This window comes from Microbispora sp. NPDC049633 (assembly GCF_040675265.1).
GTDB lineage: Bacteria > Actinomycetota > Actinomycetes > Streptosporangiales > Streptosporangiaceae > Microbispora > Microbispora maris.
In genome coordinates this window covers 1-12,152 of record NZ_JBFAOO010000213.1, presented here as the reverse complement: position 1 = coordinate 12,152, position 12,152 = coordinate 1, and the positions used below count along the sequence as shown (strand labels likewise).

The 12,152-nt window shown below is 71.8% G+C and carries 13 protein-coding genes and 1 tRNA gene; 11 read left to right on the top strand and 3 right to left on the bottom strand.

Going from position 1 to position 12,152, the window contains the following annotated elements; translation table 11 throughout:
- Positions 1 to 5 precede the first annotated feature (5 nt).
- The 9 genes from AB0J39_RS33635 to AB0J39_RS33595 all read left to right on the top strand — a co-directional run bounded on the left by AB0J39_RS33635 (position 6) and on the right by AB0J39_RS33595 (position 6,630).
- Complete coding sequence (locus tag AB0J39_RS33635) at positions 6 to 359, top strand: MogA/MoaB family molybdenum cofactor biosynthesis protein (RefSeq protein ID WP_363472167.1); 354 nt, start codon at positions 6 to 8, stop codon at positions 357 to 359.
- Positions 360 to 414: 55 nt separating this feature from the next.
- Complete coding sequence (locus tag AB0J39_RS33630) at positions 415 to 1,056, top strand: GNAT family protein (protein WP_079313233.1); 642 nt, start codon at positions 415 to 417, stop codon at positions 1,054 to 1,056.
- A 380-nt stretch (positions 1,057 to 1,436) separates the two neighbouring features.
- On the top strand, positions 1,437 to 2,153 hold the full coding sequence (locus tag AB0J39_RS33625; protein WP_363472163.1) for a hypothetical protein: 717 nt from the start codon (positions 1,437 to 1,439) through the stop codon (positions 2,151 to 2,153).
- Positions 2,154 to 2,203: 50 nt separating this feature from the next.
- Positions 2,204 to 2,280: transfer RNA gene (locus AB0J39_RS33620), tRNA-Ala, on the top strand.
- Positions 2,281 to 2,702: 422 nt separating this feature from the next.
- A complete protein-coding gene (locus AB0J39_RS33615) occupies positions 2,703 to 3,392 on the top strand; it encodes a hypothetical protein (RefSeq protein ID WP_363472161.1) in 690 nt (229 codons plus the stop codon).
- A complete protein-coding gene (locus AB0J39_RS33610; RefSeq protein ID WP_363472159.1) occupies positions 3,385 to 3,792 on the top strand; it encodes a DUF1761 domain-containing protein in 408 nt (135 codons plus the stop codon). Before AB0J39_RS33615 ends, AB0J39_RS33610 begins: the two co-directional genes overlap by 8 nt.
- A gap of 276 nt (positions 3,793 to 4,068) precedes the next feature.
- Positions 4,069 to 5,484, top strand: a complete 1,416-nt coding sequence (locus tag AB0J39_RS33605; protein ID WP_363472158.1) for a HAMP domain-containing sensor histidine kinase — start codon at positions 4,069 to 4,071, stop codon at positions 5,482 to 5,484.
- 136 nt (positions 5,485 to 5,620) lie between these two features.
- Positions 5,621 to 6,259, top strand: a complete 639-nt coding sequence (locus AB0J39_RS33600; protein ID WP_363472156.1) for a helix-turn-helix domain-containing protein — start codon at positions 5,621 to 5,623, stop codon at positions 6,257 to 6,259.
- Positions 6,256 to 6,630 carry a VOC family protein gene (locus AB0J39_RS33595; RefSeq protein ID WP_363472154.1) on the top strand — a complete coding sequence of 125 codons (375 nt, stop codon included), beginning with the start codon at positions 6,256 to 6,258 and terminating at the stop codon, positions 6,628 to 6,630. The genes AB0J39_RS33600 and AB0J39_RS33595 overlap by 4 nt, the downstream gene beginning before the upstream one ends.
- Here the strand turns inward: AB0J39_RS33595 and AB0J39_RS33590 are convergent.
- Positions 6,614 to 7,531, bottom strand: coding sequence for an amidohydrolase family protein (locus AB0J39_RS33590; RefSeq protein WP_363472152.1), 918 nt, complete (start codon positions 7,529 to 7,531; stop codon positions 6,614 to 6,616). The two genes, AB0J39_RS33595 and AB0J39_RS33590, sit on opposite strands and share 17 nt — an antisense overlap.
- 254 nt (positions 7,532 to 7,785) lie before the next feature.
- On the opposite strand from AB0J39_RS33590, the gene AB0J39_RS33585 reads away from it, so the two are divergent.
- Positions 7,786 to 8,631, top strand: a complete 846-nt coding sequence (locus AB0J39_RS33585; RefSeq protein WP_363472150.1) for a cellulose binding domain-containing protein — start codon at positions 7,786 to 7,788, stop codon at positions 8,629 to 8,631.
- A gap of 53 nt (positions 8,632 to 8,684) precedes the next feature.
- Here AB0J39_RS33585 and AB0J39_RS33580 read toward each other — a convergent pair whose 3' ends face one another.
- The gene (locus tag AB0J39_RS33580) at positions 8,685 to 10,013 is read right to left on the bottom strand and encodes a hypothetical protein (protein ID WP_363472148.1); all 1,329 of its coding nucleotides are present in this window, start codon (positions 10,011 to 10,013) and stop codon (positions 8,685 to 8,687) included.
- Positions 10,014 to 10,116: 103 nt separating this feature from the next.
- Entirely contained in the window at positions 10,117 to 11,622 is a 1,506-nt protein-coding gene (locus AB0J39_RS33575) for a phospholipid carrier-dependent glycosyltransferase (protein ID WP_363472165.1), read from the bottom strand.
- Positions 11,623 to 11,832: 210 nt separating this feature from the next.
- Here AB0J39_RS33575 and AB0J39_RS33570 point away from each other — a divergent pair.
- Positions 11,833 to 12,152 (top strand): SAM-dependent methyltransferase (locus AB0J39_RS33570; RefSeq protein WP_363472145.1); only part of this gene is annotated, 320 nt, incomplete at its 3' end.

Sequence of the window (12,152 nt, the reverse complement as noted above, 5' to 3'; positions counted from 1 at the left end):
CCCGGGTGGTCCCCGACGGGGACGCCGTCGAGGCCGCGCTGCGCGAGGGCGTCGCGGCGGGCTACGACGTGATCGTCACCACGGGCGGGACCGGGGTGACGCCCCTCGATCTCACTCCGGAGATGACCGCGCGGGTGCTGGACCGGGAGATCCCGGGCATCGCCGAGGCCGTACGCCAGGTCAACAGGGAGAAGGTGCCGACGTCGATCCTGTCCCGCGGTCTCGCCGGGCAGGCCGGGAGGACGCTGGTGGTCAACCTGCCCGGCTCCTCCGGCGGCGTACGGGACGGCATGGCCGTGCTGACCCCGATCCTGGCCCATGTCGTCGACCAGATCCACGGCGGCGACCATGCGCGCTGAGGACGGGAGCCGTCCCGCGTGGCGCGTTGACCGTGTTCCGGTGGATGATTGACGAATGGATCGACTTCGCGGCTGGCCGGCGTCCATGGCCGAGGGGCCCGTCGGGCTGCGGCCGCTGCGCCTGCGGGACGTCCGTGACTGGCGCGACACCCGGCTGCGCAACGCCGAATGGCTCCGTCCCTGGGAGCCGAGCAACCCCGAGACCCCGCTGTTCCGCACCGGCCTCGGGCCGTACGTCTCGATGGTCGGCACGCTGCGCCGCGAGGCTCGCCAGGGGATGGCCATGCCCTGGGTCGTCACGTACGAGGGACGCTTCGCCGGGCAGCTCACCGTGGGGGCGATCGTGTGGGGGTCGGCCCGCTCCGCACAGGTGGGCTACTGGGTCGACGGCGCGCTGGCGGGGAGGGGCATCATTCCGACCGCGCTCGCCATGGCCGTCGACCACTGCTTCTTCACGACCGGTTTACACCGTCTGGAGGCCAACATCCGGCCGGAGAACCACGCCAGCCGCAGGGTCGTGGAGAAGCTCGGGTTCCGCGAGGAGGGCATCCGCCGGCGTCAGCTGCACATCGACGGCGCGTGGCGTGACCACATCTGTTACGCGCTGACCGTCGAGGACGTGCCGCGCGGACTGCTCGTGCAGTGGCGCCGCACGATGAACTCCGCCGCCCGCCGCAGCGAGTCCAGTCCCGGCTAGGGGCACCGGCCACGGACGTCGGCGACGGACACTGGCCCGGCCCGCTGCAATCGAAGAGCAAACCGATCATTAGCGTGCGCTGTGATGCTGCCTGACGAAAGGTGAAACCGCGTCCCGGGAGACATCCGCATGCACGCAGGCTCCGTTCACCGCGCCCCGGTGGCGCGTCCCCGCGGTGACGGGCGTGGCCCGTGAGGATCACGCGCTGGCACGGGATCGAATTACATGAAGAGCTTTGACGATCTCGCGACACACCGGACCGAATGCTCGTCATCCAGTGACACGCAGTCCTACGGTGCGTGACGTGAACACCTCTCCGCCGACACAGGTCCACGGACGTGTTCACCATGCCCTTCGTCCGGGGGTGTGGAGGTGGGCGCATGGGTAGCGCCGTCCTCTACCTGGCCATCGTCGTCATGTGGCTCAGCGTCCTGCTGCCCATGTGGCTACGCAGGGACCGGCACACGGACGACGACCTGTTCGAGGAGCAGGCGGAGGCGTCGACGCTGTCCGAACCGCCCGTGGCCGTCTCCGCCGAGGCCCCGGAGACCACGGAGGCCGGCTCCGACGACGCCGGCGGTGAGGCGGAGGGCGGCGACGCCGACACGGTCGTCACACCGCCGGCCGCGTCCACCACGGAGGCGGCGCCGGGCGCCGGGACCGTCACCGCGGACCAGGCCGAGACCGCCACGGCGGAACAGATCGCGTCGGAGCGGCACGCGCGGGCGCGCCGCGTCGCGGCCCACCGCCGCGCCCGGATCCTCGCCCGGCGCCGGCGGCGGCTCCTGTGGAGCGTCCTGCTCGTGATGGCGTCCGTGGTCACCGCGGCCGTCCGCGTCATGCCCTGGTGGGCCGTCGCGCCCTCGGGCGTGCTCCTCGTCGGCTACCTCGCCGTGCTGCGCGTGGCCGTACGCGCGGACAGGGAGCAGCGGGAGAAGGCCGCCCGGGCGCGCGCCGAGCACCTGCGCCGCCAGCGGGAGCGCCGCCGCGCCCTGGCCGCGCTGGCCCGCGAGGCGGAGATCATCAAGTTCGAGGCGCGCAAGCGCGTCCAGGTCTTCGACCAGTACGCCGACGGACGCCGCGCGGCCGGAGACTGATTCGGTGGCGCGAACACCCCGCAGAGTTTGCTAATCTAGTCGAGGTCGTTGGGGCTATAGCGCAGTCCGGTAGCGCACTTCGTTCGCATCGAAGGGGTCTGGGGTTCAAATCCCCATAGCTCCACCACGACGAAGGCCCGTCAGGTGATCCACCTGGCGGGCCTTTTCGCTGCTCACGGCCTTACGGCTGCCCTCCGGGCCGGTCGTCGTCGACGCTTTCGGGTGCGGATCGCCGCCCCCCGAGCCGGGAGCGAGGACTCTCCCGGTCGCTCGGTCCGGGCATGGTCCATGTCGGCGAGAGGGCCTGCGCGATATGCCCCGTCACGGTGATGTCGAGCGGGGTGAACGCGGAGTCGCGCCGGATGGCCGGCTGGATATATTGAGTGCCGGCGCCGTCCTGCGCCCAACTTCCGGTTCCGGTGCTCACGCCACCGGCTGAGCGGGAGCAAAGGGGGCTGTAGCCCTTGGGGCGCCGGTCAGGTCATGCCCCTTCCGGCGGGGTCGCGCGAGCGTGAGTCGCGGGTCGCCGCCGTGGACAGGGAGCAGACGTTGACTGTGCGACGGTCCTTCAAACGGCTCGTCCGGATGCGGATGGCCAAGACGGGCGAAAGCTACACCGCGGCGCGTGCCGCGCTGCTGGCGGCTCGCGGGCCGGACGGTCCCGATGCCGCCGCGGCCCCCGTGCTGACGACCTCCGACGAAGCGATTCGGCGGCGCACCGGGCGTGGCTGGGAGGAGTGGTTCGACCTGCTCGACGGCGCCGGAATGGCGCAGCGACCACATCGAGAGATCGCCCGCTGGGTCGCCGAGTCACTCGGCGTCGTTCCGTTGGCGTGGGCCGCTCAGGCGGTGACGGTGAGCTACGAGCGGGCCCGCGGCGGGCGTGCTGTCGGTCAGCGCTCGGACGGGTTCGCCGTCAGTGTGTCGCGGACCGTGGGCACTCCCGTCGACCGGCTCTTCACCGCCTTCGTGGACGAGACCGAGCGCGCCCGCTGGCTGCCCGACGTACGGCTGTGTGAGCGCACGGCCACCCGTCCCCGGTCGGCGCGGTTCGACTGGGGCGAGGATGGAACCCGGGTCAACGTCACGTTCGCGGCCAGGGGGGAAGCCCGCAGCACCGTGACGGTCGAGCACGCCCGGCTCGCGGACGCCGACGCGGCCGAACGGACCAAACGGTGGTGGCGTGAACGCCTGGCCGCGCTCATAGTGAGCCTGGAGGGCGGTGGCGCCGATGCCTGAGTCCACCCTCCTCCTCGTCCTGATCGCGGCCGTCGTGGCGTTCGCGTCCGGTGCGCTCTACTACGTCGTCCTGGGTGGTCGGTTGGCGGCCACGCGTGCGCCGTCCGCGGCCCCAGCGGCCGCTTCGCCGGTCAGGACACCGCTTTGGACGTTCGCGGTGGAGACCGGGCGCTGCCTTGTGCTGGCCGGCGTGGTGACCGGCCTGGCCGCGCAGGCCCGGATCGACACCTGGATCGGTGGCCTGGTGCTGGGTCTGGTCCTGTGGATCGGGTTTCCGGCCGTGTTGTGGATCGGCGCGATCGTCCACGAGAACACCCCGTGGCGCGTCGCAGCGATACACGCGGGAGATTGGCTGGTGAAGCTCCTGGTGCTCGGCGCGATCGTCGGCGTTCGGGGCTAGTGCCGGCGAGCTGAGGGCCGACCGGCTCCACACGCAGAGGCCGGTTCCGCCCGGCGGGACCGGCCTGTCTGCTTGTCCGCGCGACCGTCCGCGCGACCGTCCGAGCGGCCCCGCGTGTCCCTACCCCCGTCGTGGGCGTGTGAGAACGAGAGGCGGGGAATTGTTGGTGTTCCACCGCGCTTGTTGATGGGACCGTGGTGACCTGTCGAGATCGTTCAATCACCTCTTTTCCGGCTCTTTCCGCCTCATATGGTCCACTGGCCAAGAGGAGGGAGGATGCGCCTGCAGGACCGCTTCTCCATCACGCGCCGCATCACCCTGTTCACCGGGGTGACGGCGACCCTCCTGTGCGCGCTGCTGGCCACGTCCGTGATGCTGGGCGTCCATCGTTACGCCAGCGACACGGTCACCAGGGAGCTCATGGCGGCGGGCGGCCGGGTGGCCGTCGAGCTCGAGCGGGGGCAGCTGACCTACCCTCTCGTCGAGTACAAGTCCCGCGATCTCCAGGTGGTCGACCCGTCCGGCCGCGTGGTCGCGGCGACCGCGAGGATGCAGGGCAAGCCGAGAATGGCGCGCTTCGTTCCGCCGGACACCAGGAACAGCGTCACCTGCGTCGTGTGCGGCGACGTCTTCCCGGCCGCCCAATGCGACATCGTCGTGGCGCAGTGGGCGCACCGCATGGGCGAGAGATGGATGGTCTACAGCGCCTCCCCGGTGGTGCCGCCATGGGTCGATCCCTGGCTGGCCACGCTGGTGGGGGCGAGTGCGGCGGTGCTGGCCGCGGCCATCACCTACGTCGGCTTCCGGAACGTGCGGGCATCGCTCAGACCGGTCGACACCATCCGCGCCGAGCTGGACGAAATCAACGGGAACTGCCCCAGCCGCCGGGTGCCGGTGCCGGCCACCGACGACGAGATCCGGGCGATGGCCGAGAGCGTCAACCGGACGCTGAGCCGGTTGGACGGCGCGCTTCAGCAGGTGCAGAGCGCGCTGCGGCACCAGCGCCAGTTCGTCTCCAACGCCTCCCACGACCTGCGCACGCCTATAGCCGCGATGCGTGCCGAGGTGGAGGACGGCCTTCTCGCGCCGGAGGAGACCAGCGTGCCCCAGCTGGGTTCGGTCCTCCTGCCCAGCCTCGACCGGCTGCAGGCGATCGTGCACGACCTGCTGACCCTCGATCGGCTTGATCACGGCATGCGCGGCGACCAGAGCAGGCTCGATCTGGCCGGGCTCGTGTCCGCGGAGCTGTGCAACCGTCGTCACCCGGCCAAGCGTGTGGAATCCACGCTCGCGCCGGGGGTCGTCGTGGTCGGCGACAGGGTGTCACTCGCCCGCCTGCTGACCAACCTTCTGGACAACGCGGAACGGCACGCCAAGACGACGATCACCGTGTCCGTACGGCACGAACCCGGCGAGGATCACGGAGCGGCCGTGCTGGAGGTGGCCGACGACGGGCCGGGCATCGACCGGGACAAACGCGAGTGGGTGTTCGACCGGTTCACCCGCCTGGACGCGGCGCGCAGCAGGAACGCGGGGGGCGCGGGGCTGGGCCTGGCGATAGCCAGGCAGATCGCGGAGATTCACGCGGGCAGTCTGAAAATCGAGGACAGCCCCGTCGGCGCCCGCTTCGTCCTGCGTCTCCCGGCCGTTCCCGCCGCGCCGGCCGCGGCCGACGACGGCCTCCCCACATGAGCCGACGGCCTCCCCGCGTGAGCCGACGGCAGCCCCGCGTGAGCCGGCGGCAGCCTCCCCACGTGAGCCGGCCCTCCGGGGGCCGCTGCGGATAATCCGTTGACGGAGTGAGTACTCACTCCGTACTGTCGAAGGCATGACAGATTCCCCCGCACGCCGGCGCGCGCCGGCGATGAGCACCGAGCAGCGCAGGGCGATGATCGTCGCCGCGGCGCTTCCACTGGTCGCCGAGCACGGCGCCGCCGTCACCACCAGTCAGATCGCCCGGGCCGCCGGCATCGGCGAGGGCACCGTCTTCCGGGCCTTCGGCGACAAGGACGAACTGCTCGACGCGTGCCTGATCGAGGCGATGAACCCCGACCACGTGCTGCGCGAGCTGGCCTCGATCTCCCTCGACGAACCGCTTCCCGATCGGCTGACACAGGCGGCCGAGGCACTGCACGCCCACCTGGGACGCATGGGGACCGTGATCGGAGCCCTGCACGGCACCGGTCACCGCCGCGAGCGAGGCCGCGGCGGCAGAGAAGGCGGCCGGGAGGGCACCAGGGAAGGCGACCGGCCGATCCCGGGCGGCAGGGAGGCCTCGATGAAGGCGACCCGGGAGGCGGTCGTCGAACTGATCGAACCCGACCGGCCGGCGCTGCGCCTGGAACCCGAGCAGATCGCCTCGGTCTTTCTGGGGATGCTCTTCACCCGATCCCAGGGGCCGTCCCCGGAGGAACTCGTCGACATCCTCCTGCACGGCGCCCTCAAGAGCCGGGAGAACGCGGCATGACCGTCACGCTCAACCACACCATCGTCCCGGCCGTGGACAACCGCGAGGCGGCCCGGTTCTTCGCCTCGATCATGGGGCTGCCGGAGCTGCCGCCCGCCGGCCGGGACGGCCACTTCGCGCCCGTACGGGTGAACGACACGCTGACCCTGGACTTCATGACCGTGGCGGACCCCGTCGGCGTGCATCTGGCCTTCGATGTGGATCCGGTCACGTTCGACGGGATCCTGGCCCGCCTGCGGCAGGGCGGGGTGCCCTACGGCGACGATCCGGCCGATCCCGGCAACGGCCGGATCGACCATCCGCTGTGCCCGCGCGGGCTGTTCTTCGTCGACGCGGCGCGCAACCTCTACGAGGTCATGTCCCCGGCGTGACCGGCCGGAGGCCGAAGACCCCGGCGGCGTTGTCGTGGCAGACGGCACGCAGCCATTCGTCCCCGAGGTCCAGGTCGGCCAGGGCCGACAGCGCCTCGGCGTACGGGTAGGGGATGTTGGGGAAGTCGGTGCCGAGCAGGACGCGATCCTGAAGATCCAGCAGGAGCGGCACGGCATCGCGCGGGAAGGGCGCGGTCTCCTCGGTGAAGCGGGTGAAGGCCATCGTCGTGTCCAGGCAGACCGACGGATGACGCAGGGCCAGCGCGAGGAACTCGGCGTACTCGGGCGTGCCCATGTGGGCGATCACGAGCCGCAGCCGGGGATGCCGGGAGAGCAGGGCCGCGATCGGTTCCGGCCCGGTGTGGGGCCCGGGAACCGGGCCCGACCCGCAGTGCGTGACCACCGGGATGCCGTGGTCCTCCAGCAGCCCCCAGACCCCGTCGAGCAGCGGGTCGTTCGGGTCGTACGCGCCGACCTGGAGATGCGCCTTGAACACCCGGGCGCCCGCCTCGATCGCCCGCTCGACATACCGCGAGGCGCCGGGCTCGGGGAAGAACGTCGCCGTGTGCAGGCAGCCGGGCACCCGGGCGGCGAAGCCGGCGGCCCAGTCGTTCAGCCACTCCGCCATGCCGGGTTTGTGGGGATAGAGCATGGAGGTGAACGCCCGCACGCCGAAGGCCCTCAGCCGCTCGACGCGGTCGTCCTCGGGCAGCCGGTACGTGATGGGCCAGGCCCGGCCGACCAGCGGCCCGGCGGAGTCGAAGTAGGCCCACACCTTGGCCAGGACGCGGTGCGGCATGAAGTGGGTGTGCACGTCGACGAGGCCGGGCAGGCCCAGTCTCCGCCAGAACGCGTTCACGCTCCGGATGTCGTCTTCCGTGGCAATCGTCTCGTCCGGCATGACCTCACACGTTATCCGGCCCCGCGCCGGGTGGCGCTCGCGAGCGTACGCGGGTGGGCGCGCGGGCCGGGCGGGCCGGGCACGGTGAAGGGCACGTCGAGCGAGGTGAGGAAGGCCGCGGTTGAAAGTTGCAGAGCCGTGCGCCGCCCACCAGGTGCGTGCGGCCTGCCGCTCCGGCGTCCGTTGACCGGCCGCCGTCCGACACGGACGATCACCGTCACCGGGGCCGTCGACCGAGACGAGGAGCGCGGACGATGAGATCGAAGACGGAGATGAGCGCCTGGATGACGGCGGTGCTCCTGGCGGCCGCCGCGTTCGTCGTACCGGCGGTGGTCGAGACCGGGGCGGAGGGCACGGCGTACGCCCTCACGACGGCGCCGCCGCCGCCCACGCCCATCCCGTGTGAGCCGAGCACGTCGCCGTCGGGCACGGCGCCGACCGCGCCGGGGACGCCGGAGATCGTCGACGTGTTCATGAACAGGGTCAGCCTGCGCTGGGCGCCCGCCACCGACGAGGACGGCATCGCCTGTTACCGGGTGCAGGAGACGCGCAACGGCGTCACCTCCCTCAAGGCGACCTTCGGGCCCAGCGCCACCGGTGGCTCCTTCGGCCTGAGCTGGCCGCCCAACGGTGTCGCGTACGAGGACCGCGTGCTGCACGTCGTGGCCGTGGACACCCAGGGGGCCGTCTCACCCGCGTCGGGGTCGGTGACCGTGAGGATCTACAACGACGTCATCGCCACTCCGTCGCCGTCCTCCCCGCGGACGATCCACTGCCAGGTGGTGTACCGGCCCGTCACCTGGACGGGCGGGATGACCGCGACCATCGAGGTCACCAACACCGCCACCACACCCGTGAAGGACTGGCGGCTCACGTTCCTCTTCACCGACCCCGGCCAGACGGTGTCCTCGGGATGGTCGGCCACCTGGTCCCAGACCGGTTCCGAGGTGACCGCGACGGCCCCCTCCTGGGCTGCCGACATCGGTCCCGGTCAGACGGTGCACCTCGGCTTCAACGGCTCCTACTCCGGGGGCGACTCCAACCCGGTGCAGTGGCATCTCAACGGCGAGCCCTGCACCAGGAAGACCGTCACCAGCTGAGGCCCTCGACCGCGCCGGGGGTCCTCATCCAGCAGGCGGGGCCCCCGGCCGGTTCAGCCGAGGCCGGCGTACTGCCGGGGGCGCAGCGCCTGGGCGCGCAGCGCGGCCAGCGCCGCGCGGCGCCCGGTGGTCGTGAGCCGCCACGTCTGCGCGCCCTCGGCACCTCCCACGGGCTCGCGTCCCGCCTCGGGTGTGGGGGACGCGGTGCCCAGGCCCAGGGCGTCGAGGCGGTGGCGGAGCCGGGCGAGCGGGCCGGTGAGGTCGGCGCCGCCGACCCGGCCGCCGTCCGTCGTGCGCCAGCCCTCGCCGTTGACCACCTCGGCGACCCGGGCGCGCAGGTCGTCGTCCCGCACCACGCCGCCGTCCACCAGGATCATCAGCGCCGACTCGCGGATCGAGACCTCGAAGTCGTGCTCCCCGGGGGCGGGGACGAGCAACGTGGTCGTGGCCGCCTCCCACAGGGCGGCGCGGTCGTCCAGCAGGTTCCTGCCCGTGGTGGTGAGCACCAGCCTCCGGCCGCCGCGCCGTAGCGCCCCGAGGTCGTCCACGGCGATCTGCCGCAGTTCGGTGAGAGCGGGCACGTCGTTCTCGCCGCGCACCGGCCGATTCGCCCAGCCGAACCGGCCGGCCGCCTCGACGGCCACGGCACGCCCGACGTTGAGCCGCTCGGTCAGGCGGACCCCCGTGCGGGCCAGGTCGAGCAGCCAGCGCAGCGGTTCCAGGTGCGGCTCGTCCGGAGCCGAGATCGGCGCGTGCAGCCGCACCTCGAAGGGCTGGGCGAGCTCGCGCCGGGCGGTGCCGCGCCCGAGCACCCAGCGGTTCAGCCGCTCGCCGTGGACCCGGTGCAGCCAGCAGTCGCCGCCCAGCTCGGGACGGGGGGTGGTGAGCCAGCGGCGGGTCAGCTCCTCGCGGTCCACCGGGTCGCCCGCGACGATGGCCAGCTCCAGGGCGGCCGCGCAGGCGACATGCGCCCCGAGCTCCTCCGGCCCCATGATCGAGCTCCACGACAGCTCGGCGATGTCCGGGGGGACCACCCCCGTGGCCTCCAGCTCCCGGTGGTAGGCCGCGGCCCCGGCCTCCTCGCCCTCCCTGGCGTACGTCAGCAGGATCCGGGCGGTGGCGGGGGAGTCGCACAGGGCGGCGTAGCGCTCCATGCCGGCGAGCCTGAGCAGCTCGCCGAGGGCGCGCGCGATGGTCTCCTGGTCGCCCGGCACCTTGATCGGCAGCGTGTACCAGAGGAACTCGCACACGTCGAACTGGCTGATGGTCTCCAGCGCCTCGCCACCGGCGAGCCACTCGACCGCGACGCGGGCGGGCTCGGCGATGTCCGGATCGGAGCGCTCCAGTTGCGCGAGGAGCGCGGCGACGTCAGGTGCGGGCATGACCCGCAGTCTGCCGTATCGACCCCATCGTTGACGACGACCCGGTATCACTCGCGACCACCCCCTCTGAGCGCAACGCTATGCGCCCAACCATACGGGGGTCTCAGATCCACCGGTCGAACAGCATCCTCGCGTGCCAGGACTCGTACGGAATGGACTCGGCGGCGATGACGGGATAGAGCCAGCCGAAGTTGACCAGGGCCAGGAGCACGAACGCGCCGACCACGGCCGAGCCGACCACGCGCCGGTTGGGCCGGGCCGGGCTCTCCCTGCCGATGATCAGCCCGCAGGCCAGCACGAGTGCCAGGATCATGAACGGCACCATCGGCATCGCGTAGAACATGAACATCGTCCGGTTGTCCGCGATGGCGAAGTAGAACCACGGCAGCCACCCGGCGGCGTAGCCGAGCAGCACCGCGCCGGCGCGCCAGTCGCGGGTCGCGACGTACCAGGCGATCATGCCGATCAGTGCAATGACGCCGGCGAACCAGATGATCGGTGTCCCGGTCCCGAGGACCGCCCAGGAGCAGGAGGCGGCGCCGCAGTTCTTCGGCGACTCGTAGAAAAACGCCACCGGGCGCAGCAGCAGCGGCCACTGCCAGGGCTCGGACTGGTACGGGTGGCTCGTCTCCAGGCCGGTGTGGAAGGTGAGCACCTGCTTCTGGTAGTCGAACCACGACCGCAACGAGTCGATGACGAAGAAGGCCGGCCCGTTCGCGGTGGCCTGGTCCCAGTTGCGGCCGTACCCCTTGTCGGTGACGAACCACCCCGTGAACGAGACGATGTAGGTGAGGACCGGGACGGCCGCCATCCACGCCGCGGCGAGCGGCAGATCGCGGCGGACGACCGTGCCGTACGGCCGGCCGGTCCCGACGGCCCGCCGGGCGCCCGCGTCCCACAGCAGCGACATGATCGCGAAGGCGGCGATGTAGAAGCCGCCGGTCCACTTGGTGGCCATGGCCGCGCCCAGGCACAGCCCGGCGGCCAGGCGCCAGGGCCGCAGGCCCAGCCGCGCCCCGCCGGCCGGCGATCCCGCCTCGTGCCAGCCGGCCAGGCGGCTGCGGGACCAGTCGCGGTCGGCCACCAGGCAGGCGAACCCGGCCAGCACCCAGAACATCAGGAAGATGTCCAGCAGCGCCGTACGGGACAGCACGAAGTGGAGGGCGTCGAGGCACAGCAGCAGGCCGGCCACGCAGCCGAGCAGCGTCGAGCGGGTCATCCTGCGGGCCGTGCGGGCGAGGATCAGGATGGACAGCGAGCCGAACAGCGCGGCGGCGAAGCGCCAGCCGAAGGGGTTGGCGCCGAAGATCAGCTCGCCGAGGCCGATCATCCACTTGCCGACCGGCGGGTGCACCACGTAGGACGCGCACTCGCCCACCGTGCCGCACTGCTTGAAGATGTTCTCGTTGCCGGCGAGCAGGAGCTTGTCCGCGCCCTCCACGAACTGCCGCTCGACGCCGTACTTGACGGTCGCGAAGGCGTCCTTGGCGTAGTACGTCTCGTCGAAGACGACCGAGTGGGGCGTGCCCAGCCGGTAGAACCGCAGGAAGCCGCCGAAGAGGGCGACCAGGATGGGGCCGAGCCAGCCCCACATGGCACTGCCGGGCATGGGCGGCACCAGCCGGTCGCGCAGGGACACCGTGGGAGCCTCGTCCTGCGCTCCCTCTTCCGGCTGCTCGAACGCCTTGTGGGAATGGTCGGTCACGGTCACGTTCGACAGATTACTGGTGCGTCCCCGTCATGGGCACGACTCGCGTGAGGATTGCGGTAACAGGCCTTTCGGGCGATGAATGTTTCACACCGGTCATAGGGTGGACAGGTGCTCGTTCTCGCCGCAGCCCCGATCGGCCAGCCCAAAGACGCGTCCCCACGGCTGCGCGACCTGCTCGCCGCCGCCGACGTGATCGCGGCGGAGGACACCCGCAGGCTTCGGCGGCTCGCCGCCGACCTCGAGATCGTCATCGGGGGCCGCGTGGTGTCCTACTACGACGCCAACGAGAGCGCGCGGGCCGCCGAGTTGCTGGAGGCGCTGCGCGAGGGGCGGACCGTGGTCGTGATCACCGACGCCGGGATGCCGGGCGTCTCCGACCCCGGATACCGGCTCACCCGCCTCGCGGTCGAGGCCGGCCTGCCCGTGAC